Origin of the sequence: Paenibacillus polysaccharolyticus (genome assembly GCF_900102085.1) — a bacterium.
Lineage (GTDB): Bacteria > Bacillota > Bacilli > Paenibacillales > Paenibacillaceae > Paenibacillus > Paenibacillus polysaccharolyticus.
The window spans coordinates 235056-258014 of the sequence record NZ_FMVM01000003.1 but is presented as its reverse complement, the minus strand read 5'-3'; the positions used below and the strand labels follow the sequence as shown (position 1 = coordinate 258014).

The 22959-nt window shown below is 47.1% G+C and carries 21 protein-coding genes and 1 pseudogene; 17 read left to right on the top strand and 5 right to left on the bottom strand.

Annotation, left to right across the window (positions count from 1 at the left end):
• Window positions 1-157 precede the first annotated feature (157 nt).
• From moaA to BLQ13_RS05805, 6 genes are read left to right on the top strand one after another with little or no spacing between them, the layout of a single operon-like run.
• Window positions 158-1159 carry a GTP 3',8-cyclase MoaA gene (gene moaA, locus BLQ13_RS05830; RefSeq protein ID WP_090917008.1) on the top strand — a complete coding sequence of 334 codons (1002 nt, stop codon included), beginning with the start codon at window positions 158-160 and terminating at the stop codon, window positions 1157-1159.
• Between the two features lie 41 nt (window positions 1160-1200).
• A complete protein-coding gene (locus BLQ13_RS05825; RefSeq protein WP_090917006.1) occupies window positions 1201-4917 on the top strand; it encodes a nitrate reductase subunit alpha in 3717 nt (1238 codons plus the stop codon).
• On the top strand, window positions 4907-6379 hold the full coding sequence (narH, locus tag BLQ13_RS05820) for a nitrate reductase subunit beta (RefSeq protein ID WP_090917004.1): 1473 nt from the start codon (window positions 4907-4909) through the stop codon (window positions 6377-6379). The genes BLQ13_RS05825 and narH overlap by 11 nt, the downstream gene beginning before the upstream one ends.
• Window positions 6380-6396: 17 nt before the next feature.
• The gene (gene narJ / locus BLQ13_RS05815; RefSeq protein WP_090917002.1) at window positions 6397-7053 is read left to right on the top strand and encodes a nitrate reductase molybdenum cofactor assembly chaperone; all 657 of its coding nucleotides are present in this window, start codon (window positions 6397-6399) and stop codon (window positions 7051-7053) included.
• A 14-nt stretch (window positions 7054-7067) separates the two neighbouring features.
• Window positions 7068-7781, top strand: coding sequence for a respiratory nitrate reductase subunit gamma (gene narI, locus BLQ13_RS05810; protein WP_090917322.1), 714 nt, complete (start codon window positions 7068-7070; stop codon window positions 7779-7781).
• Window positions 7782-9293: a nitrate/nitrite transporter gene (locus tag BLQ13_RS05805; protein WP_090917000.1), complete on the top strand. Its 1512-nt coding sequence runs from the start codon at window positions 7782-7784 to the stop codon at window positions 9291-9293.
• A 186-nt stretch (window positions 9294-9479) separates the two neighbouring features.
• Here the strand turns inward: BLQ13_RS05805 and BLQ13_RS05800 are convergent, their stop codons facing one another.
• Window positions 9480-10181 carry a Crp/Fnr family transcriptional regulator gene (locus tag BLQ13_RS05800; RefSeq protein WP_090916998.1) on the bottom strand — a complete coding sequence of 234 codons (702 nt, stop codon included), beginning with the start codon at window positions 10179-10181 and terminating at the stop codon, window positions 9480-9482.
• Window positions 10182-10238: 57 nt separating this feature from the next.
• Here BLQ13_RS05800 and BLQ13_RS05795 point away from each other — a divergent pair, with 57 nt between their 5' ends.
• The 3 genes from BLQ13_RS05795 to BLQ13_RS05785 all read left to right on the top strand — a co-directional run bounded on the left by BLQ13_RS05795 (window position 10239) and on the right by BLQ13_RS05785 (window position 13616).
• Window positions 10239-10988 carry a YwiC-like family protein gene (locus BLQ13_RS05795; RefSeq protein WP_090916996.1) on the top strand — a complete coding sequence of 250 codons (750 nt, stop codon included), beginning with the start codon at window positions 10239-10241 and terminating at the stop codon, window positions 10986-10988.
• A 714-nt stretch (window positions 10989-11702) separates the two neighbouring features.
• Window positions 11703-12698, top strand: coding sequence for a glycoside hydrolase family 43 protein (locus BLQ13_RS05790; RefSeq protein ID WP_090916994.1), 996 nt, complete (start codon window positions 11703-11705; stop codon window positions 12696-12698).
• A gap of 192 nt (window positions 12699-12890) precedes the next feature.
• Window positions 12891-13616, top strand: coding sequence for a ZIP family metal transporter (locus tag BLQ13_RS05785; RefSeq protein ID WP_090916992.1), 726 nt, complete (start codon window positions 12891-12893; stop codon window positions 13614-13616).
• A gap of 153 nt (window positions 13617-13769) precedes the next feature.
• On the opposite strand, the gene BLQ13_RS05780 is transcribed toward BLQ13_RS05785, so the two are convergent.
• The 3 genes from BLQ13_RS05780 to BLQ13_RS05770 all read right to left on the bottom strand — a co-directional run bounded on the left by BLQ13_RS05780 (window position 13770) and on the right by BLQ13_RS05770 (window position 16015).
• Window positions 13770-14195: a YlbF/YmcA family competence regulator gene (locus tag BLQ13_RS05780; protein ID WP_090916990.1), complete on the bottom strand. Its 426-nt coding sequence runs from the start codon at window positions 14193-14195 to the stop codon at window positions 13770-13772.
• A gap of 120 nt (window positions 14196-14315) precedes the next feature.
• Window positions 14316-14999, bottom strand: coding sequence for a Crp/Fnr family transcriptional regulator (locus tag BLQ13_RS05775; protein ID WP_090916988.1), 684 nt, complete (start codon window positions 14997-14999; stop codon window positions 14316-14318).
• 23 nt (window positions 15000-15022) lie between these two features.
• The gene (locus BLQ13_RS05770; protein WP_090916986.1) at window positions 15023-16015 is read right to left on the bottom strand and encodes a multicopper oxidase domain-containing protein; all 993 of its coding nucleotides are present in this window, start codon (window positions 16013-16015) and stop codon (window positions 15023-15025) included.
• Between the two features lie 282 nt (window positions 16016-16297).
• Here BLQ13_RS05770 and BLQ13_RS05765 point away from each other — a divergent pair, with 282 nt between their 5' ends.
• From BLQ13_RS05765 to BLQ13_RS05735, 7 genes are all read left to right on the top strand, one after another.
• Entirely contained in the window at window positions 16298-16906 is a 609-nt protein-coding gene (locus BLQ13_RS05765; RefSeq protein ID WP_090916984.1) for an FmdB family zinc ribbon protein, read from the top strand.
• A 30-nt stretch (window positions 16907-16936) separates the two neighbouring features.
• Entirely contained in the window at window positions 16937-17587 is a 651-nt protein-coding gene (locus tag BLQ13_RS05760; RefSeq protein WP_090916982.1) for a hypothetical protein, read from the top strand.
• Window positions 17584-18144, top strand: a complete 561-nt coding sequence (locus tag BLQ13_RS05755) for a hypothetical protein (RefSeq protein ID WP_090916980.1) — start codon at window positions 17584-17586, stop codon at window positions 18142-18144. The genes BLQ13_RS05760 and BLQ13_RS05755 overlap by 4 nt, the downstream gene beginning before the upstream one ends.
• 62 nt (window positions 18145-18206) lie before the next feature.
• Entirely contained in the window at window positions 18207-18956 is a 750-nt protein-coding gene (locus tag BLQ13_RS05750) for an SMI1/KNR4 family protein (RefSeq protein ID WP_090916977.1), read from the top strand.
• A gap of 26 nt (window positions 18957-18982) precedes the next feature.
• Window positions 18983-20284, top strand: coding sequence for a hypothetical protein (locus BLQ13_RS05745; RefSeq protein ID WP_090916975.1), 1302 nt, complete (start codon window positions 18983-18985; stop codon window positions 20282-20284).
• 55 nt (window positions 20285-20339) lie between these two features.
• Entirely contained in the window at window positions 20340-20786 is a 447-nt protein-coding gene (locus BLQ13_RS05740) for a hypothetical protein (protein ID WP_090916973.1), read from the top strand.
• Complete coding sequence (locus tag BLQ13_RS05735) at window positions 20783-21394, top strand: SMI1/KNR4 family protein (protein WP_167375649.1); 612 nt, start codon at window positions 20783-20785, stop codon at window positions 21392-21394. The genes BLQ13_RS05740 and BLQ13_RS05735 overlap by 4 nt, the downstream gene beginning before the upstream one ends.
• Window positions 21395-21508: 114 nt before the next feature.
• Here BLQ13_RS05735 and BLQ13_RS28230 read toward each other — a convergent pair whose 3' ends face one another.
• Window positions 21509-21805, bottom strand: a complete 297-nt coding sequence (locus tag BLQ13_RS28230; RefSeq protein ID WP_139168858.1) for a hypothetical protein — start codon at window positions 21803-21805, stop codon at window positions 21509-21511.
• 182 nt (window positions 21806-21987) lie between these two features.
• On the opposite strand from BLQ13_RS28230, the pseudogene BLQ13_RS29080 reads away from it, so the two are divergent.
• Window positions 21988-22504: pseudogene (locus tag BLQ13_RS29080) on the top strand (cupin domain-containing protein); the annotation flags it as partial.
• Window positions 22505-22959 lie beyond the last annotated feature (455 nt).

The following is a 22959-nucleotide window of genomic DNA, read 5'->3' as shown; positions in this document are numbered from 1 at the left end:
TGCAACTGTGCGTTATGTTTCAGTTCTTGTGATATTTTGCACAGTTAGCAAAGCCAGACATCATTATGCTTAGCCCATGATTGACAATACATGTGAGGAAGCGAGTGTTCTCCTTTAGCGATGTCATGACAGCACCCGAGAGAAAGGAGGTACGTGTATGGAATCAAAACTAATAGACCCTTTTGGACGTGTGCACGATTACTTGCGTATATCCGTTACGGATCGTTGCAATCTGCGGTGTGTGTATTGCATGCCGGAAGAAGGAATGCAGTTTGAACCGACAGAACGCATTTTGTCCTATGAAGAAATTACATCGATTGTCCAGGCACTTGCTCCGCTAGGCATAAGGAAACTGCGATTGACTGGCGGAGAACCTCTCGTTCGCAAGGGGCTGGATCAACTGGTTGCGATGTTATCCGCTATTCCAGGGATTGAAGACATTGCATTGACAACCAATGGCATATTTTTGGCAGCTCATGCCGAGATGCTGAAAGCTGCAGGTCTGACACGCGTGAACATTAGTCTGGATTCGCTCAAGCCGGAGCGATTTGCGCGTATTACACGGGGCGGTAAGGTACATCGCGTGCTGGAGGGCATCAAAGCCAGTCAAAAGGCTGGATTCAAGCCCATCAAGCTAAACGTTGTACTGATGAAGGGTGTAAATGACGATGAGGTGGAGGATTTTCTACGCATGACGCTGGAAGCTCCAATTGATATTCGTTTTATTGAATACATGCCCATCGGAGACAGTGGAACCGGTTGGAAGTCGAGTTATTTGCCGCTTGAACATGTACTGAAGACTTGCGGAACCAAGTGGAACTACGAAAGTTGCGGTGATGTGTATGGCAATGGCCCAGCAGATAGTTACCGGATCGTTGGAGCCGCTGGAACATTCGGACTGATTCATCCGGTCAGCAGCCATTTCTGCGGTAGCTGTAACAGGCTCCGGTTAACGGCCGACGGTAACATTAAGCCTTGTCTGTACTGGTCAGATGAGTACAATGTTCGCCCGCTCGTTGGTGACGACAAAGCGGTGCAGGATTTATTTTACAAGGCGCTCGGCTCCAAACCCGAAACTCATGACATGGTAAAAGCCTTAAAAGGGCAAGAGATTAACGGAACACCTACGCTGCGGCATATGTCGCAGATTGGAGGATAGGAAGACCAGCATCAACAGGTCACAATTGTGGGAGGACAACAATGAGCAGCAAAAGCATGCCCTGGATGGGCAAACTGAAGTATTTTGCCAAACGTGAAAAAAACGCGGAAGGCTGGAGTGAGATGTCCCCGGTTAACCGGGACTGGGAAGATGTGTATCGCCGTCGTTGGCAGCATGATAAAGTGGTGCGTTCCACACACGGCGTGAACTGCACGGGTTCGTGCAGCTGGCAGATTTATGTGAAAGATGGCATCGTGACATGGGAAACACAGGCGACGGACTATCCATCAACCGGACCTGATATGCCTGATTTTGAACCGCGTGGATGTCCGCGTGGAGCAAGCTTCTCATGGTATCTATATAGTCCATTACGTGTGAAACATCCTTACGTGCGTGGTGCGCTTCTTGAAATGTGGCGTGAGGCTCTGAAGACTCATGGCGATCCAGTAAAAGCATGGCAAAGTATCGCGAATGATCCGGTCAAAGTGAAGAGATACAAATCGGTACGCGGTAAAGGTGGACTGGTTCGTGCATCATGGGGCGAAGTAACACAGATTATTGCTGCTTCCATGATTCATACGATCAAAGATTACGGCCCTGACCGCATCATTGGTTTCTCCCCGATTCCAGCGATGTCCATGGTCAGTTACGCTGCTGGATCCCGTTTCTTATCTCTGGTGGGTTCACCACTACTCAGTTTCTATGACTGGTATGCGGATCTGCCGCCGGCATCCCCGCAAATCTGGGGAGATCAGACAGACGTGCCGGAGAGTAGTGACTGGTACAACTCAGGATACATTTTGGTCTGGGGTTCCAACCTGCCAATGACCCGTACACCGGATGCCCACTTCCTCGCTGAAGCCCGTTACAAAGGGACAAAAGTAGTATCCATTAGTCCGGATTATGCGGAATATGTGAAGTTTGCAGACACGTGGATGTCCGTAAAACAAGGAACAGATGGCGCGCTTGCCATGGCAATGGGGCACATCATCCTGAAAGAATTTTATCTGGATCATCCTACGGAGTACTTCATGTCCTATGCGAAGCAATATACGGACTTCCCGAATCTGTTGATTGTGGAAGAGAAGGATGGCGCAAACATTGCAGGCCGTTTCTTGCTAGGGGAAGACCTGGGCATCCAGGGCAACAACATGGCATGGAAGACCCTTGTATATGACGAAAATACGGCATCCTATGCGATTCCAAAAGGTAGTATGGGCTTCCGCTGGGGTGAAGAAGGTACATGGAATCTCAAAATGGAGCAGGTGGATACCGGCGAGCCGATTGATCCAAGACTTTCCATGCTCGGTGTGCACCATGATCTCGTAACCGTGCAACTGCCTTACTTCGATGACGAAGGAAGTCACGTAATGGAACGTCAAATCCCGGTTCGCCGCATCTGGGTTGATGATCGCTGGATTACGGTTACTTCGGTTTACGATCTCGTGCTGGCGAAGTACGGGGTTGATCGTGAAATGACGCGTTCAGCAGACTCTACTGAAATCGTTGCAGGAGTCGTTATGGAAGCGGAAGAGGATAAACCATTTACACCTGCTTGGCAGGAAAAAATCACCCGGGTTGACCGGGATACCGTCGTTCAGATCGCACGTGAGTTTGCACAAAATGCCGTGGATACACAAGGTCGCTCTATGATTATTATGGGTGCCGGCATCAACCACTGGTACAACTCTGACGTAATCTATCGTGCCATTATCAACCTGCTACTGATGACAGGCTGTCAGGGGGTTAACGGTGGTGGTTGGGCTCACTATGTAGGTCAGGAGAAACTACGTCCGGCGGAAGGCTGGCAGACGATTGCGTTTGCGCGTGACTGGAGTGGACCTGCGCGTCTGCAAAATGGTACATCCTTCTTCTATTTTGCAACAGATCAATGGAGATATGAGGAGACTAAGGTCGGAGAGCTGACCTCGGCACTTGAGGGTGATCCGCGCTTCGAGCACGTGGCTGACTATAATGTTATGGCTGCACGCATGGGCTGGCTTCCATCTTATCCACAATTTAACCGCAATTCGATTGATTTGCATCAGGATGCACTGGATGCGGGAGCAAAAACGAATGAAGAGATCGGAGCTTACGTGGCATCCGAACTGCAAAATAAAAATCTGAAATTCTCCATTGAACAGCCTGATGACCCGGCGAACTTCCCGCGTGTGCTGTTTGTCTGGAGAGCCAACCTGATTTCAAGCTCAGGCAAGGGACATGAGTATTTCCTCAAGCATTTGCTTGGTGCCACGAACGGATTGCTGAATGATGATGATCTGGGACTTCGTCCAGAGCATGTGGAGTGGCTGGAACATGCTCCGGAAGGCAAGCTGGATCTTATGGTCAATATGGACTTCCGGATGGCGGGTACAGCAATGTATTCCGATATCGTACTTCCAGCAGCCACATGGTATGAAAAAAGTGACCTGAGCAGTACGGATATGCACCCGTTCGTGCATCCATTCAACCCGGCAGTAGCCACACAGTGGGAATCCCGTTCCGACTGGGATACGTTCAAGGAGATTGCACGTGTGTTCTCCGACATGGCTGCACAGCAGTTCGACGGACCGCAGAAGGAGATTTTGACTACACCGTTGCTGCATGATTCACCGGATGAACTCGCGCAGCCGTATGGTGAGATCAAAGACTGGAGTGCTGGAGAATGTGAAGCTATTCCGGGCAAAACGATGCCGCATATTCATGTCGTAGAACGTGACTACGCTGCGGTCTACAACAAAATGATCAGTCTCGGACCTAATGTGAAGGATAAACCGATTGGTACGAAGGGGATCTCATGGTCTGCAACCGAGGAGTATGAGAAGTTGAAAGGCATTCTTGGTGTTAACCGAAAAGATGGTATTGGACAAGGATGTCCAGATCTGAGTACAGATCGCAACGTTGCTGAAGCAATTCTGACGCTCTCTACCACCACAAACGGCAAGATGGCTGTACGTGCGTGGGAGTCACTTGAGAAGAAGACGGCACTGCACTTGAAGGATCTGGCAGAAGAGCGCTCGGAGGAGTGTTTCACATTTGATGAGATTACTTCAAAACCGAAAACAGTCATTACATCACCTGCATTCAGCGGATCGGAAAAAGGCGGACGGCGTTATTCACCGTTTACTACCAACGTAGAGCGTCTGATTCCATGGCGGACATTGACGGGTAGACAACAGTTTTATATCGACCATGCGATGCTGCGTGAGTTCGGTGAGACGCTGGCGACCTTCAAACCGATTCTGAAACATACACCGTTCCATCCAAACAGCAAACGTCCGATCGAGGGCGGCAAAGAAATCGTACTGAACTACATGACACCGCATAATAAATGGTCCATTCACAGTATGTACTATGATGCACAGCCGATGTTGACCTTGTTCCGTGGTGGCCCAACGATCTGGATGAATCATGAAGATGCTGAGGACGCCGGCCTGGTGGATAATGACTGGATCGAATGTTTCAACCGTAACGGGGTCGTTGTGGCAAGAGCAGTCGTTACGCACCGTATTCCACGCGGAGTAGCCTTTATGTATCATGCTCAGGACCGTCACATTAACGTTCCGGGTACGAAAATATCACAGACACGCGGTGGTACGCATAACAGTCCGACTCGTATTCACGTGAAACCAACGCATATGATCGGTGGTTATGCCCAGTTAAGTTATGGTTTCAACTATTATGGCCCGACAGGCAACCAGCGTGACCTGAACGTCATCATTAGAAAACTGCAGGAGGTGGATTGGCTTGAAGATTAAAGCACAAGTCAGTATGGTCATGAACCTGGACAAATGTATCGGATGCCATACATGCAGCGTTACATGCAAAAACACCTGGACGAATCGTCCAGGTGCAGAGTACATGTATTTTAACAATGTCGAAACGAAACCAGGTGTCGGTTATCCGAAACAATGGGAGGATCAGGAGCGTTATCGCGGCGGCTGGGAGATGAAAAATGGCAAGCTGGAGCTGAAATCCGGTACGCGTGCCAGACGTTTGCTTAACATTTTCCACAACCCGGATCAACCAACGATTGACGACTACTACGAGCCTTGGACTTACGATTATGAAAAACTGACCAACAGTCCGGAGAAAAAACACCAGCCTGTCGCAAGACCGAAATCACAAATCACGGGAGAGTACATGAACCTCGAATGGGGTCCAAACTGGGAAGATGACCTCGCCGGTGCTCATATAACGGGGATGGAAGACCCGAACATGAAAGGTGTCGAGGAATCGATCAAAATGGATTTTGAACAGGTATTTATGATGTACCTGCCGCGAATCTGTGAACACTGTCTGAACCCGTCTTGTGTGTCCTCTTGTCCATCAGGTGCCATGTACAAACGGGAAGAGGACGGTATCGTACTGGTTGACCAGAATGCTTGCCGTGCATGGAGATTCTGTGTATCCAGTTGTCCTTACAAAAAAGTATATTTCAACTGGCAGACGAACAAAGCCGAAAAATGTACACTATGCTTCCCGCGGATTGAAGCGGGTCTGCCAACGATCTGCTCCGAAACTTGTGTCGGACGTATCCGTTACATCGGTCTGATGCTCTATGATGCAGACCGCATTGAAGCGGCAGCATCGGTTGAGAATGAAAAGGATCTGTATGAGTCACAAATGGATGTTTTCCTTGATCCGAATGATCCTGAAGTCATCCGTGAAGCACGGGCAGCAGGCATTCCAGAGGACTGGATTATAGCAGCGCAGCAGTCGCCGATCTACAAAATGGTGATTGATTGGAAGATCGCACTGCCACTGCACCCTGAATACCGCACGATGCCAATGGTATGGTACATTCCGCCGCTAAGCCCGATCACGAACCGGGTAGAAGGCCAAGGAAGCTCGCTCGAAGCAAACGATATTTTCCCGGCGATTGATAACATGCGTATTCCGGTTGAATATCTGGCGAACCTGCTTACTGCTGGAGATACAGGACGTATTCGTGAAGTACTGCGCAAAATGGCTGTAATGCGTATTCATATGCGTAACCAGCAAACCGGCAAAACAAGTGAGTCCGACCTGCTGGATATGGTAGGCATGAGTGCGCAGGAAGTTGAAGATATGTATCGTCTGCTCGCTATCGCGAAATACGATGATCGTTTTGTGATCCCACCAGCTCACCGTGAGGAAGTGGCGGATCTCTTCAGTGAACAAGGCAGCTGCGGTCTTGACTTTGCAGGCGGCCCGGGTTCTTGCGGCGTATTCTCATAGGAGAGGAGACAACAACGATGACAATTGATATCGATCCAGAACCAATCGTTAAGCCGGTGTACGACACGGAAACAAGACGAATGGTCTGCAAACTGATCTCCTATCTGCTGCAATATCCGGATACCGAGTGGAGAGAGGGATTACAAGGCGTACAGGAAGCCGTTCTTTCGATCTCTGATGAAGAAGTGAAGCAGACCGTGTTAACCTTCATCAGTAGTGCTCAGGCTCTAGATGCCATACGGTGGCAAGACGCGTATGTTCGTTCTTTTGACTTTGATAAAAAATCGAATCTCTATCTGACGTATGCTTTGCATGGCGATGAGAGGGATCGCGGGCCAGCATTGATTGATTTGAAACGCAGATATGAAGCGGCTGGTTTCTATATGGAAGCTACCGAACTCCCGGATTACTTGCCCATGGTGCTTGAATTCATTGCCGAGGCTCCGGAGCAGGATGCCATTGGAGTTCTGGACAGTTGCCATAAAGCACTGGTATCGATGACCGAAAGTATTGCAGGACAAAACAGTCCATACGGGCCGCTCCTTACGCTGATGTTACAGGTGATGCCCGAGCCGTCTGTTTCGGACGTACCTGAACCAAGCAAAGAAGAACAGAAACAACCGCTTGGCGGTCTGAACGAGATCGTTGAGCTGATGAGGAGGGGCAGTCGGTGAGTACACTGGAATTAATGTTATGGGGTGCTCTCCCGTATATGGTCATCGTGTTTTGTATCACAGCGACCATCTGGAGATATGTAACCAATCCGTTTAGTTGGACATCCAAATCAAGTGAGATGCTGGAGAAACGTATGCTGCGATGGGGAAGTTTACTCTTCCACATCGGCATTTTCGCCGTCATCTGCGGACATATTGCCGGTTTGCTAGTACCGATCGAATTTTACCACTGGATTGGTCTGAGTGACGAAGCCTATCATATGGGCGCTGTGTTCGGCGGATTACCGGCAGGAATTATTGCATTTGCCGGTTTGGTTATTCTGTTGGTACGCCGCTATACGGCTCGTAGAGTGCGCGCAACAAGCAGCGTTGGGGATTGGCTGGCCCTCGCCATGTTGATTATTGTTATTGTAACTGGCATTCTGGCAACATCCGCTAATGCGGTAAACCACAGTGGGTTTGATTATCGTACAACGATTAATCCATGGCTGCGTGGACTTCTGGTCTTCCAACCTGATCCGGCTCTAATGCAAACTGTGCCAATGAACTTCAAAGTTCATATCTTGCTTACATTTGTGCTGTACTGTGTGTTCCCATTCACACGTCTCGTTCACATGCTGAGTATGCCTCTCGGATATCTCAGACGTAGCTACGTGCTGTATCGCAGAAGAGACGGAGCCGTGTATCCGAATCAGAATCAAGAACAACATAAGGAAAGGGCGATGTAAATGCAACAAAAAGGTAAAGTTCAACTGCCCTTGCAAACCGCAAGTCTGATTCTCGGTTTCATGGTATGGGTGATTCTGTCATCACTCATGCCTTTCATTAAAGAAGACATCGTACTTACGTCATCACAGCTGGCTTGGGCAACGGCTATTCCGGTATTGATCGGTTCGATTGCCCGTATTCCGATAGGGTATTGGACGAACCGATACGGGGCACGTAACATTTTCATGATCAGCTTTGTATTGTTACTCGCTCCAGTATGGTGGGTAAGCCGCGCAACATCTTTCAGTGATCTGGTCATTGGGGGATTTTTCCTCGGGATCGGTGGAGCTGTGTTCTCTGTTGGAGTAACCTCATTACCGAAGTATTATCCCAAAGAGCGTCACGGTTTTGTTAACGGGATCTATGGTATTGGTAACTTGGGTACGGCGCTTTCGGCGTTTGGTGCTCCTTTGGTTGCTGCTCAGGTGGGTTGGTCCAAAACCGTATTATTTTACAGTATTCTTTTAATTGGTATGGCGGCACTCAACTTTGTTTTGGGAGACAAAAAAGAAACACGTGTCACCCTTCCTCTGATGCAGCAGCTAAAAGATGTATCACGCAATAATAAACTGTGGCTCTTGTGTCTTTTTTATTTCCTAACGTTTGGTTCATTCGTGGCGTTCACCGTCTACTTGCCGAACTTCCTCGTAACCAATTTCCAGATGGATAAGGTTGATGCCGGACTTCGCACCGCGGGATTCATCCTGGTCGCAACAATTATGCGTCCGGTTGGCGGATGGCTGGGTGATAAATTTAATCCGTTCAAAATATTAATGTTTGTATTTGGCGGATTGACGGTAGCAGCGATTGTGTTATCCTTCGCGCCATCCTTCTATATCTATACAGTAGGCTGTCTGACAGTTGCGCTTTGCGCGGGGACAGGTAACGGTACGATTTTCAAATTGGTGCCAATGTATTTCGTCAAACAAGCAGGGATCGCGAATGGTATGATCTCAGCTATGGGTGGTTTGGGTGGTTTCTTCCCTCCATTGATGCTGACACTGTTGTACAGTATGACAGGGCATTATGCGATTGGATTCATGGCGTTATCCCAGATTGCACTGGTAAGTCTCGTGCTTGTCATCTGGATGTTCTATCAGGAGAAACTTCAACTGTCTGCCAGCATTTTGGAGAATACAATTGAAGCGATTCTGGTGACAGATACGAACAGTGTTATTCGTTCTGTGAATCCAGCCTTCACGGCAGTTACAGGTTATACAGCTGAAGAAGCGGTAGGACAAAAGCCAAGCATGCTGAAATCAGGCAAGCAGGATAAAAAGTTCTATGATCAGTTGTGGCAGGAACTGCGTGACAAAGGATACTGGCAGGGAGAGATCTGGAACCGGAAGAAAAACGGTGAGGTCTATCAGGAATGGCTTAGTATTACAGCGATTCGTAATGAAGCTGGGGAAGTCAAATATTACGCCGGTATGTTCAGTGACATGAGTAAACCCGATCTTACGATTGCCTGAGCAAATCACATAAACGGAACAGGTTTTGAAAAAGTGATCCAACATACAGCAAGAGACCTTAACTTGATTTACAGTAGTTAAGGTCTCTTTTTGCACAAGTGGCAGTCTCCACACTCGGATAGAAGTAAGAAGTAAGAAGTAAGAAGTAAGAATAAGCAAAATGCATGCGGCGTTTTATCGTTATGCTCAGGCGTCTCGTTGTTCCTTTAAAGCCTGCAGGTTATGAATGATGATGCGACTTCGATCAACCTCAAGCAACTCATCTTTCGCAAGCTGATTCAGCAGTCGATTGGCTGTCTCCCTTGTCGTTCCTATGGAATTAGCGAATTCCTGGTGGGTCATGGGCAGATTGATGACAATTTTATCTGCTTGTTGCTGACCATGTTGCTCTGCCAGCATGAGAAGAAAGGAGAGTACACGATTACGCACATCCTGACCGGAAAGCACTTGTAACTTATCTTGTAATTCGCGTATTTTATCGCCAAGTACACGCATAATTTTGATGGCAATGGAAGGTGTGCTGAGCATGAGCCGTTCAAAATGACGGACAGGGATCGCTAGCAGACTTGTCGGCGTAATCGCAACAGCGGTAGCGGGATATGGATGCGCATTGAAAAATCCGGTATGTGGGAACATATCTCCTGTTTTGAGAAAGGAGACAATCTGTTCATGTCCGTTCTCGTCTGTTTTGTACGCTTTGACAATGCCGGTACGGATGAAGAAGACCGCTTCTTTTTCACTGCCTTCACTAAAGATCACTGTTTTTTTGCTGATGCTGCGGGATATGGCGATTTCTTCAACTTGTTTCAACTCTTCAGGGCTGAGATCCTGAAATATAGGGAATTGCTGCAGAAATTCAGCTGCGTTTTCTTTATTTACCCGGGTCATACGAGTTTCATCCTCTCTAAAGCTCTAATTTTGTAATGGTAAATCGGATAGGAGGTTATGATTGAATTGAAAATCAATGCAAGTACGAATCTAAAACCGATCGTTATCCCTCATGAGCACGGTGGGTGGGCGATGGTTAGTGTGCCTTTCCTCGTCGGTGTGGCGGCTAGTAGCCCCCAGTGGCTTCATGTGCCTCTGTTCATAGCCTGGCTTGGCCTATATCTGACCGCATATCCTTTGCTGCAATCGCTCAAACGAAACGCGAATCGGCATCGCTTATACACATGGGCCGTCATATACGGCACGGTAGCTTTGGTCTGTCTCATCCCGGCCGTCGTTGGGCAATCCTCGCTGTTATGGTTTGGTCCTATGCTCGTAGGCCTACTCATGGTTAACATCTGGCATGTGAGACATAAGGCAGAAAGGTCACTGACCAATGACCTTTGTGCGATGCTAGTGTTCTCCCTTGGCGGAGCAGCAGCTTATCTAATTGGCAGTGGTGAATGGGATTATGGCATGTTGATCGTTGTATTATTTTCCTTTTTACATTTTACAGGAAGTACGTTCTTTGTGAAATCTGTCTTTCGGGAACGCAACAATCCTCGCTGGATCAGGTTGTCACGTCTTGTGCATGTTATACTGTTATTCATTCCGGCTATCGTTGGGTATCCATGGATGGGGCTGGCCTTCGTCTATTCTGCTGCCAGAGCGTTCCGATATGCAGGTCAAACTCTACGTCCTATGAAGGTGGGCATCATTGAGATCATTGGAGCGGTGCAGTTCCTGCTCTGGTTTATCCTGCTATAAATCACATCATGTTATCATAACGTGATTTAAGTCCACATCAGGTGACATAGGTCACATCGTCATCGGATTGACATGGAATGATGCTGAACGTTTACTAACCATGAAGACATGTCCAGGGACAAGAACATATTCCCATTGAAATTGCTATTCAAAAAACGTTAGAGGACGGATCGTTTATAGCGATCAGTCCTCTAACGTTTTATTCCTACCACGACATATTGCCAAAGGTTGACGCCGGAATAAGCAATAAAGCATATATCCGTTTTTACAACCAACATCGACCAAAAAATGTTCACTCAAGTAAGTAAAACGCGAGCAATAGGTGTTTATTTCCAGTATAATCGGATAGGGGGAATTGTACATTTTTTCGGGGGAAGATCTTAAGTATGAGTATAGGAAAAAACAAGCGGATCTAGTACAATTACACTTGATATTGTAAGCGCTTGCTTTGATTTCAGAGGGAGGTACGATGCATTCAATGAATTACCGTAATCCCGTAATCGGCCGGATATTTGAGCGCTATTTCCGGACCGAGCAGGAAGGCCTACACGCTGGACGATGAGGGTCCTACCATGTTCGCGTGTCTCAGCTAGTACCATCTTATGATGAAGACGGGCTTTGTCCTGAACTTCACGCCTCGGGCAACGGTATAAAGAACGCTAGTCCTGCTTATTATGAAGGATTCTATTATTCCAATACCAAAGGAGATGCCTTATGAACCAACAACATTTACCTAAGCCCCACCAGCCGCTTGTAACCCACATCTTCACTGCGGACCCGTCCGCCCATGTCTACGAGGGCAAAATCTATATCTATCCTTCCCATGACCTCGATCATGACGAGCCGAGCAACGATAACGGTGACCAGTATAAAATGGAAGACTATCATGTGCTCTCGATGGACAACTTCGATTCCCCGGTAGTCGATCACGGCGAAGCGTTGCATCTGAGAGATATTCCGTGGGCTTCCAAGCAGCTCTGGGCTCCGGATGCTGCTTATAAGAACAATACCTATTACCTGTTCTTCCCGGCACGTGATCATGACGACATCTTCCGTCTGGGTGTGGCAACATCAGAGTCTCCGGCAGGGCCGTTCACGCCGCAGCCGAATTACATGGAAGGCAGCTTCAGTATCGATCCGGCCGTACTGGTGGATGATGACAATCAGTCATACATCTATTTCGGCGGACTCTGGGGCGGCCAGCTGGAGAAATGGCAGACCGGAAGCTTCGTACCAGATGCAGAAGGACCGGCTCCTGACCAGCCGGCGCTTGGACCACAAGTTGCACTGCTCAGCGACGACATGCTGTCCTTCCAGGATAAACCTGTCGAGATATCCATTGTCGATGAATATGGGAATCCAATTCTGGCCGGGGATGAGGAACGGAGATATTTTGAAGGCCCATGGATGCATAAATATAACGGCTATTACTACCTGTCCTACTCTACAGGAAGCACGCATAAGCTCGTATATGCGATCGGCAAGAACCCGATGGGGCCGTTCACATTCAAGGGTGAGATTCTCTCTCCAGTTATCGGCTGGACAACCCACCATTCCATTGTGCAAGTCGAGGACAAGTGGTATCTGTTCTATCACGACAGCTCCCTGTCGGAAGGCGTCAACCATAAGCGCTGCGTTAAATATTCCGAGTTGAAATACAACGAAGACGGAACGATCCAGAAGATCAATCCTTATCCGGATGCCGAGTAAGCTGGCGGGTTAGCGGAAACAAATCAGATTACAAGATACGGCATGACATGAGGCAGCTCCTGACGGGGCTGCTTTCTTTAGCATACAGCGCAGTCTGAAAATAGAATCTATTGAAACAGGTGATTGTTTTTAATCTGTCACGCAGGGTTAATGGGAGATAAAACGATCTGGAAAAAGGGAGGGCCTACCCGAATGTGGACTGCATTGATGTGGGGCGGCATCTCCGCCTCAGCGGTTGTAATTGGTGCTCTTGCCGCATTATTCATGAAGATTCCGAAAAGGGTTATCGGTTGGATTATGGCTTTTGGAACAGGCACGCTGATTGGTGCAGCAACGTTTGAGCTTCTTGGAGATGCATTGAATGATGGAGGCATGTTGCCAACTGCTGTCGGTTTTACCGCAGGAGCTGTGGTGTATACCCTGTTTGATTGGCTCATCTCGGCCAAAGGCGGGTCCAATCGGAAACGTTCCAGCAAAAAAGATTCAAGCCAGCAAAGTGGACTCGGCATATTTGCAGGCACAGTGATGGATGCCATTCCCGAATCGATCATGCTGGGTGCCAGTTTGCTAGCAGGTAAAGGTGTCAGTGTGGTGCTGGTGGTATCGATCTTTGTCAGCAATATTCCTGAAGGGTTATCGAGTACGGCAGGACTGAAAAATAGCAAATATAGCAAAGGAAAAATTCTACTGATGTGGCTTGGTGTATTGCTGATCTCTGCCCTTGCCGCAATGGGCGGGTATCTATTTCTGGAACAGCTTCCGAAAGAGATCGGAGCAGCGATTGGCGCTTTTGCCGGAGGGGGTATCATAGCTATGCTCTGTTCAACGATGATGCCTGAGGCTTTTGAAGAAGGAGGACCTGTGGTAGGGTTGATCGCATCGATGGGACTGCTGGTGTCCTTGCTGCTGGATATTTAATTTGGGTGTACTCTGAAACATCATATAAAACTCTTATCGCATCAAACCGAAGTCTGAATCTATCAAAGCAAAAAAGTATCCTCATCAGTTCAATTCTGAATGGGATACTCTTTTCTTATAGATTGATGATGAAGTTTCAATTTTATATTGAAATTAGTGACCCAAGCAGCTTCCACCGCAGCCACAGGCTTCTTTACCTAGTTCTTTGGCTTCTGGTAGCCGATTTAATTCAACCGATTTAGTAAAATAGTTGCTGATCTGCTGATGCAATTGACTGAATTCACGCTGTGCATAGATAAATCTGCGAATCAGCGGATGATCGTAAAGCGCTCTTTCTTCCTCTTCGTAGATTTTAATCTCGGATTCGAGCAACTCAATATTTTGACGTTCTTTCTCTTCAAGGGCCTGATGTTTCTCCATGAAGCGTTCATACTGCTCTGTCGCTTGTTCATCTGCGGCAAATTGGTCGATCATCTCACGCATCTCTTTGTAGCCTTCATCCTGTAACAATAGGGAGCATAGCTCCTGCATTTTATGCATAATGAGTTGTTTGTCCAATTTAACAACGGTAGTCGTCATAAGGTTAGCCTCCTGAAAATTCTTTTCTTGTTATTCACTTTATACTGTAAATCAGACGTTCACTGTGACGATACTCACAACCTGGGTTAAATAGTTTACATATGCGAGCAGACGAATCGATCAGGAGATCATATCTTTCAACTCCTGTAGCTGCAGAATCCGAATCTCATTGCCGTTTACTTGAAGCAGCATTTGATGTTGCATTATGTTTAATTTCCGGCTTAACGTCTCTGGAGTAATTCCTAAGAGCAAGGCTATATCCTTTTTGAAAACAGGCAGTCGGATCTCAGGGTTGGCATGATTCCGGGTATGGAAATCAAGAAGAAGCTTTGCAATTTTTTGCTCCGTCGTCATAGCGCTGAGGGAGCTGTTCCACTCGTCGGTCTCATTGAGCAGACGGGTGATGGCAAGCAGGAAATGGTAAGCAAGTTTGGGGTCTTGCTCAAGTAATTGGTCGAAATCCTCTTTGCGGATAGAACATATCGACGAGGTCTCAAGAACCTCCGCATTCGATTGATGCGGTGTCTGATGCAGTAATGAATTCTGTCCGAAAAAATCACCGGAGAACAGGAAGCGAATAATATGTTCTTTACCATTCTCATTATACTTGGAGAGCTTTACACTGCCCTGATGTATCACAAAGAGGGTGTCTGAACGTTCGCCTTCTTGCACGATATATTCTCCTTTATGATATTTTTGGGTATGGAGAAGCGAGGTCAGCAATGTAGCGTCCGCAGGTTCCAGATGCTGAAAAAGCGAAACTTTGGTGAAACAGGCATCGTTTTTTCCATGGGTACAAATCATTTCTTAGTCACCTCTTTGTATATTTAATGAGCCATGGTCTTACCACCGTGATTTTTACCATCTTTCGTGACACGGAGCACGGCAGAAGCACCTTTGTCTACATGTTTGAATTGGTGGGTTACGATGGGATAGTCACCTTCCTCAGTGACAGTAAATTCAACGACTGCGCCTCCGCTGGCAGGTAGCATAACGGTCTGAATACCATACTCGATGTTTCTTGGATTGCCGTCCTTGTATACACGATCCATAATCGTCCCTACGACATGGAAGGAAGAGACTTCATTTGGACCAGCGTTACTGACATAAATGCGCACGGTATCTCCTACTTTGGCCAGTAAGGGATGTTCTTTCAAAGTAAAGGTATTGCCATTAAAAACAACATACTCAGGTTCCCCGTTAACAAAAGAATTGTAATCGTGCTCTTTGTACCATTCGCTCTGCACAAGGGTATACGAACGATCAACGAGGTGATCCGAAGGATAGCCAGATTTGGGCTCAACAATGATCATGCCGTACATGCCGTTGGCAATGTGAGCTAGGGTTGGTTTGCTACCGCAGTGATACATAAATACGCCGGGATTGGAGGCCGGATAAGTGAAAGTACCTTCTTTCCCCGGCATGACATCAATGAATTTGCTGCTCGGAGAAGCATGAACGGCATGCATGTCCATCGAGTGATTCATGCGCGTATCTTTATTTTTCAACGTAAAAACGATCGTGTCGCCCTCCTTCACACGCAGGATTGGGCCAGGTGACGTTCCATTAAACGTCCAGGCGTTATAGATGACACCTTTTGAAATTTCAATATCTGTAACTTGAGAGGTCATTTCGATATATACGGTTTGGCCATCTCTGCGAATAACCGGATCAACGGGCGGCTGGCTGGGTGCAGTGCTTGAAAAGGCTTCTTCATTTTGGCTCTGCTGAATTGGACTTGTCGAACTGCAATGAGAGAGTGCAGCAGTAAAGATGGTCAGGATCAGCGTGTATTTATAAATGTTGGGAAACGAGAGCATAGATTCACAACCTTTCAATTAGCAAGTGATGATTTTCACAAAAACGAACTTGTGCAAGTAATATTTCAGGAATCTCCTAAGTCCAGATTACGATATCGATGGGATCATCGGTGTGATGAAGCACACATTTGTGTAGGACCAAGGGCGTTATTTTTAGACAATGCGCCAGCATTTGTTGTGCTTGGGTTAAGAGTTTCATATAATTTTATTAACGGCTCATTTGGAACAATGTGGGATAAACGACTGTTTCAGCGTAAGGTTCAACGAAAGGAGAGGGTGAATGTGAAACGTTTCGAAGACGAAGGGGCATACAAATACAGCTTTTATTCTGTGCTTTACCGGGGAGAGCGAGTTGATGTCAAATGTCCAGAATGCGGCGGGTACGCTTATATCGAGCGCTCTAATGGAAAAGTGCAGTGGAGATGTAATCAGTGCTATGCTCATGCAGTCAAAGAAGCTGACTACGAGTATGCAGCTAAAGGATACTGTGCTGTATGTGAGCGGTGGTTTACGGTGCTGGTAACCGATGAGAAGATGACACCCCATCCGCTAGTCCATATTACATGTCCACACTGCGGGGCGAACAATCGAGCTACACTGCATAAAAGGCAGGTCAGTCGAGGGTATTACAACGAAATTCAAAAGGGCAGGGACCCGCTTTTTGGTCTGGAACTCTATTTTCTGGACTACATTCGAGGCAAGCAGATCTGGGCGGTCAATCGGAAACATCTGAATTATCTTCTGCAGTACGTATCGGCTGATTTACGTGTGAAATATGGAGGCAGATCTCAGAAGACTGCATCACACAGTATCCCTGTCTACATCAAGGAGGCCAAGAACAGGGAAGCTGTAACCCGCGTGTTAACGAAGATGCAGCATAACTTCAGATAAATGATTATCATCAGGAACAGGGGAAAAAAGATGAATAAGCGAATTAAATTTAGTGTTTTTCTGTTTGTGTTTGCCATGATGTGCATACCTGCTTATTTTATTATGCAGACGTATGGTGTATTTCAAAAAGAAAAGGTGTTATCAGGCTACGCCGTTGCTGTGGATGTCGAAGGTAAATCTTATCAGACATGGCCGCTGATCAACGGATATACAGCAATGGACAAACGAGGAGACGACCGCCAGCTGTATTACCGTATTGACACGAGCGGTCTACAGTATTTGTTTCAATTGGCTTATAAGGAGTACGAAGTTCAACCGGGGGGAAACAACCCGTATTTAGCAGGTCAAATCGATTACTCGCAGAGCGATCATGTGTATGTGCGAAGCGAAAACAAATATACCAATGCGAATGACTTTGTTACGGTAATCACGCTGCTGGACCGTGAGGGAAAGATAATCTATACCTATGAACAAACGGGTAAAGGGGACGATAAGCTGGTGAAGTCTATCATTCATCAAGGCATGAGCCGGTCTAGCAATCGCGGCACGGAAGCCGCACGTGATCCCTACCTGAATATTACGGCGTTGTTTCGTGAAAAGCTGGGCATTGATGTAAAATTGACCGTGGATGATGAGCATAAGGTTGTCACAATTCGAATGAGCAAAGTGGAGGAAAAATGATGAATATGTATGGTGTAGAGCATGGACCTGTATATCTGCAAGGGCTGACAACGAGTGTGATGGCAGAAAAAACACATGAAGTGGAATGGCAAGGAAAATTACAAACCGGCGATGGACATGATCAGTTTCATATTTTTTATTATGGTGACCTGGATGAAGATGATCTGATTATGTGGCATGATATGACACCATTGTTGATTTATGCAGAACACGCGGTTACTGGAGAACGCTATCTGCTTATTGATGCAGCGAAGCATGGTTACGATGCGATGGTGTGTGAGACGTATCCCGAGGAAGAATTGAACAACAGGCCGCTTCGTCCTTATCTTGACGTTGAGGGTGAGGATACATTTGAAGTATTTCTGACGGCATATTACAACGTGCATTGGGATGAAGAGTTTGGCGAGGATGTGGAGGCAGATGGGACGTATGAGCTGATTACAGGTGAACGAGTGCATTTCAATGAAGTAAAGCGTAATGGTTATGATGCTTTTGCCATCCGAATTCGTAATCGCAAAGGCGTAGAGACTGAAATCGTACAGGAAGAGTTGGCCTAATGTGTTTTGTCTATCCATCATCTTATGAATTTGATGATTCTAATGTTAGGAGCTGATGCTGAATGTATATCGTGTCTCACATGTTAAAGCCTGTCTCTCATCTGGAGTTGCAACAAGTGGAGCAAGAACACGCCGTTCGTCTGCCTTTGGCTTATCAGCGCTGGCTGCAACAATACGGAGAAGGAACTTATTCAGGCTGGATGAACATTCAGCGGCCGGATCCTGAAGTTTTAAAACCATTTGCAGCATATGATCTTTGGGAGCATACGGAAGCAACGGTCATCAGCCAGTCCCAATTGCAAGAGTGCATTAGCATTGGAAGTTCAGTAGACGGCGATTTCCTGGTTGTTCATGCAGATGTGGAAGGTCTGATCTGGCTCCCGCGGCATGATGAACAGATTACGGTGTGGCCATCGAACGAGGTGTCTTTCGCTGATATTCTTGATCGTATCTACTGCGGATATTACAACAGGGACGAGCCGTTCAGACCAGCGTATTTCGAACCGTGGAACGAGGAGAAGCAACATATTTTTTATCATTTTACGGGAAAAGAGAACGGAGCATCAATGAAAGAACTGGCAGATCTGTGCGAGTCGGATCTTTCATGGGATCTGGTCATTGATAATGAATATACATGCAAGCTGTTCAGCGCCATGATTGGCGGGTATGTTCGTTTTAATATGGCGAGTGAGCGCGAAATAGGTTTATTTTATGAAAAAAATAATCATGCAACGGAGGCGCAAGAAGCGCAGCAGCAGGTGCAGGCGATACAACAGTTTTTGCAGGCACATCATTGCACTGCATTGGAATAGAGAACAGCAGAGGGCGAGGAGATTTTATGGATTGGCTGGATACAGAAATTGCAGAACAGTGGCGTAAGGAAGGCAAGCGGTATGCCAGCGATGTAAATGCATTTGTACATAGAATTCTTCAGGGAGAGCATCCGGATGAATCTGAACTGGCAGATGATGCCCGGCATTCGCTCAGTTCCAAAGTGATGAAATTGGTGAAACAGGCTAATCTTCAAGGTGAGGTGGAGCGTCTTCGAGAAGAATTACCTGCGGCGACGTGGCCGCTGAGCAATCATTTTCAGGATTCTATGCAGGCCGTGCAAGTTGTAGGTTACTTGAATGAGGATACGATGCTCTGTAATACAGGAGTATTGTCGAATAACGGGCAGTTATATACGATGGATCAGCAGGGATGGTGGTGTAGTCCGGATTACACCATGGCAGGCTGTTCAGCGGTCGGCGGTTACGTTGCTCTGGCGAGTCATGAAGGTATTCGCGTCATTCGTGAACCAGACCGCAAGCTGGAAGGAGAGCAAGTCGCATACTACCCATGGGACAAGATCAAAGATCGAATCAAAGCTCAATTGCCTGAAATTGAATCCCTGGCAGATACGGTACATCCCGAGAACACGATTGAAAAGCTGATCCCCATGGATCAAGGACAGGCGCTGCTGCTTCAATCCCGGTACGGCATCTATCTGATAGAGCGGGAACAGGTGGTCATTCTTCATCCCGATGTGGCGGAGATTCAGGAGTACGAATATGAAGACACCCATCTTTTTATGGGACATACCGCAGTATCTTCGGATGAGCGCTGGATTGCCTGGGGAAGCCAGATGAGTAGCCATACGGTGCTGGATCGGGAAAGTAACAAGACGTATCAGGTGGAGCCGGAGTCGAGTTATCCGCACTGTGCGGCATTCAGTCAGGACAATCAAGTTGTCTGGTTTAATGCCTGCCATTTCTACAATGGAGTAACGATTCAAGTTCCGCTAGACAGCATTGCTAATCGTAAACAGGATGAAGAGTGGCCTATTATGGAAGAGAATGCTCGTGTGTATACCATGATTGAGATGGAGGCAGGCATGGTGATTGGTGATGCATACGGTTATTTGTATTGCATCAACCGCGAAGGACAAGAGCTATGGCGTCATTTTGTGGGCTCAACGATCTGTTCTCTGGCTGTGTCACCTGAGCAGTCTCAGCTTGCTGTGGGAACATATGGCGGTATGTTGCACATCCTTGATCTGGGTTCGGAACGGATGGACGAATACGGAATTGGCACAGGTACGTTGCGTGAACGGGAGCGTTACGTATTATGGCGTGAACAGGAGCCGCTGCGCTGGTAGCATAGATTGGCAGGCCTTGAATGAATGAATTTGATTTTGCTAAAGGATGATGAGGGTGGAACGTCAAGAGGCTATAGTGTTGTTGAAATATCACGCCTTTGCTCACGATGATGTGAATCATCCGAAAATGGAACATGGCTTTCTCGGCAGCTTACGTCCGTTTCGCGGTCAATTGATTGAAGAGAACTTCCATGAATTAATGCGCATATTACGCACGCTCGCTCCAGATCTTTCACATGCAGCACTGGATCGGGAAGTAATCGCTTGCCTATGGAGCATTACTCATCTGGCGAGGGCTTGGGCGATTGAACCCGAGGGCATGCTTCGCAGTAATCATCTCATCTCAGATGAGCAGGTTGCAGTGATGGAGGAATGGCTTAATCTGTTCTCGTATGCAGTTATGATCCTGATTGAAGGCGGCGATGAACAAGAGGCGTTCTGGGGATATGAACAATATGTGTTGGACCGAAGTGTGCAGAAAGGTGAAGGTGACGGGATATGAAGTCTGGAGTGGATACTGTTATCAATGATCTGCGGATAGAATTGAACCATCTGTTAGACCGGAAAATACAAGATGAAGAGATCCGGTCATTGTATGACACGTATCTTCAATTGTCAGGTGTATCCGAGGCAGAACTGGATCAGTTCGAGAAACTGTATGAGGTTCGCCTACCCTCTGATTTCCGTGCTTTTTACCGCCATACGGATGGCAGTGGTTATGGTCTGCATATGTTGTACCCGGGGGATGTAGAGCAGGGGTCTTGTCAACCGTTCTATCTAATGTCACTTGATGAGATAGTCGAGACCAAACAATATTTCTGTGATGTGGACGAGAAGCTGGAGGAGCATTACGGGGATGAGGAAATTCGCCAGTTAGATCCTGAAATCAAACCGTATTTGTTCCATAAATCATGGATTCCTTTTGCCACAATGGCTGGAGGTTCGCTCTACTTGATGTTTGATTTTGATCCAGCAGAGGCGGGGACATACGGACAGATTATTATGTATGTGCATGATCCGGACTTTGTTTATTACGTTACATCATCGTTTACGGAGCTTCTCCGTATGTCTAACCGCAATTTGAACCTAATGGATGAGATTGAATACTAGGGCCCTTGATATTCGTTGTACACCACTATGGATATAAAAAGATGAAATAGCCAAAAGGCAGGAGCTACATGAATAGCTCCTGCCTTTTTGACTAAAACGTAAAGGCTTCCGGTTCTACCACTGAAAAAAACGGTGACCATGAAATCCACCGGGTCCGCCCGGTCCGCCATGGCCCCCATGTCCTCCTGGACCGCCGCCGTGAGGGCCTCCCGGATATCCCGGATAATGTCCTGGATAACCACCATGCCACCATGGTCCAAGTCCACCTATGGGAAAAGGAAGAGGAAAAGGCACTACCGGTGGATAAGGATAGGGGTATGGATAAGGGTAAGGGGGTGGCGGTGGCGGATAATAAGGATAAGGATAGCCTACAGATTGCTGGGTTGATGATGCACCTGGAACATATGACATATCACAAGCCTCCAATGTCTGGATTGATGATATCAGCCTATGCGGATTCTTCACTCGCTGACACAGCAACTTAGCCCAGTAGAAATGGGCTCACCGATCTGGGCGCTAGGCATACGCTGAGGTATAGGGTACCACCTAAACCGAGAGCGAAGGGCAGGCGTTTTATTTTGGCAACCTCGTACATGGATTTCACTTTACCGACTACGCAGTTTACGTATGATCTGAGCAACAATCCGCTTTTCAAGAAAGATGAGCATAATTACATTAATGCACTTTCGGTAAAACAGCTCAATACGTTGGGCGACAGCTCTTTATTGGATATTTTTTTGAGTGCAGGCAATGTCGTTGAACCTCACATTCATCAAAACGCGACCGAGCTCGTTTATTGCATCAGCGGTGCGGCGGTTGTTTCCCTCATTAACCCGTTCACGAATGAACTGCTTCATTTCCCCATTACACCAGGGCAGACCGCTAACGTACCGCAAGGATGGTGGCACTATGAAGTGGCGACGGCAGATCACACACATCTGCTCGCGATCTTTGATGCCCCTGTGCCTGAAGCGATCTTCGGCTCTGATATTTTGCGACTGACTCCCGCGAAAGTACTGGCTCACACCTATTGTCTGGATGAACATAAAGTGCAGGAAGCCTTGGCTCCAATTCAAAAAACGGTGATTATCGGCCCGCCAAAAGATTGTAAAACACATTTTGCTCCTGCATCCAATCCTATGCCTAATGTGGGGCCGAATCTTCAACCTAACATCGAACCACTTCAACTCCAACCAAACATTCAACCGAACGTACAACCGAACGTACAACCGAACGTACAACCTAACACTCAACCAAACACGCAACCCAATGTTCAACCCAACATCCAGCCTAATGTACAGCCTAATACGCCACCCAACATCCAACCCAATATGCCTCCTTATGTGAATCGTCTTCCACATTGGGGTACTTGGGTAGATCCGCGTATTATCCACGAACCGGGATGCCCATACTATAGCGAAATCCCGGTGCAATTAAACTCGGATGATAAGGCCTAAATTGAATCATATTCCTCTATTTACTCTTGCTTGTACGAATCTATTTCGTATTTTGTTCTCATTACTGTGAGCTTTATGATAAGCAGATCTGGCATGATTACGATAATC

Bases quoted from the DNA above. Each gene is read 5' to 3' on its own strand.
- moaA (WP_090917008.1), top strand. From the start codon at position 158: ATGGAATCAAAACTAATAGACCCTTTTGGACGTGTGCACGATTACTTG.
- BLQ13_RS05825 (WP_090917006.1), top strand. From the start codon at position 1,201: ATGAGCAGCAAAAGCATGCCCTGGATGGGCAAACTGAAGTATTTTGCC.
- narJ (WP_090917002.1), top strand. From the start codon at position 6,397: ATGACAATTGATATCGATCCAGAACCAATCGTTAAGCCGGTGTACGAC.
- narI (WP_090917322.1), top strand. From the start codon at position 7,068: ATGTTATGGGGTGCTCTCCCGTATATGGTCATCGTGTTTTGTATCACA.
- BLQ13_RS05805 (WP_090917000.1), top strand. From the start codon at position 7,782: ATGCAACAAAAAGGTAAAGTTCAACTGCCCTTGCAAACCGCAAGTCTG.
- BLQ13_RS05800 (WP_090916998.1), bottom strand. From the start codon at position 10,181: ATGACCCGGGTAAATAAAGAAAACGCAGCTGAATTTCTGCAGCAATTC.
- BLQ13_RS05795 (WP_090916996.1), top strand. From the start codon at position 10,239: ATGATTGAATTGAAAATCAATGCAAGTACGAATCTAAAACCGATCGTT.
- BLQ13_RS05790 (WP_090916994.1), top strand. From the start codon at position 11,703: ATGAACCAACAACATTTACCTAAGCCCCACCAGCCGCTTGTAACCCAC.
- BLQ13_RS05785 (WP_090916992.1), top strand. From the start codon at position 12,891: ATGTGGACTGCATTGATGTGGGGCGGCATCTCCGCCTCAGCGGTTGTA.
- BLQ13_RS05780 (WP_090916990.1), bottom strand. From the start codon at position 14,195: ATGACGACTACCGTTGTTAAATTGGACAAACAACTCATTATGCATAAA.
- BLQ13_RS05775 (WP_090916988.1), bottom strand. From the start codon at position 14,999: ATGATTTGTACCCATGGAAAAAACGATGCCTGTTTCACCAAAGTTTCG.
- BLQ13_RS05770 (WP_090916986.1), bottom strand. From the start codon at position 16,015: ATGCTCTCGTTTCCCAACATTTATAAATACACGCTGATCCTGACCATC.
- BLQ13_RS05760 (WP_090916982.1), top strand. From the start codon at position 16,937: ATGAATAAGCGAATTAAATTTAGTGTTTTTCTGTTTGTGTTTGCCATG.
- BLQ13_RS05755 (WP_090916980.1), top strand. From the start codon at position 17,584: ATGATGAATATGTATGGTGTAGAGCATGGACCTGTATATCTGCAAGGG.
- BLQ13_RS05750 (WP_090916977.1), top strand. From the start codon at position 18,207: ATGTATATCGTGTCTCACATGTTAAAGCCTGTCTCTCATCTGGAGTTG.
- BLQ13_RS05745 (WP_090916975.1), top strand. From the start codon at position 18,983: ATGGATTGGCTGGATACAGAAATTGCAGAACAGTGGCGTAAGGAAGGC.
- BLQ13_RS05735 (WP_167375649.1), top strand. From the start codon at position 20,783: ATGAAGTCTGGAGTGGATACTGTTATCAATGATCTGCGGATAGAATTG.
- BLQ13_RS28230 (WP_139168858.1), bottom strand. From the start codon at position 21,805: ATGTCATATGTTCCAGGTGCATCATCAACCCAGCAATCTGTAGGCTAT.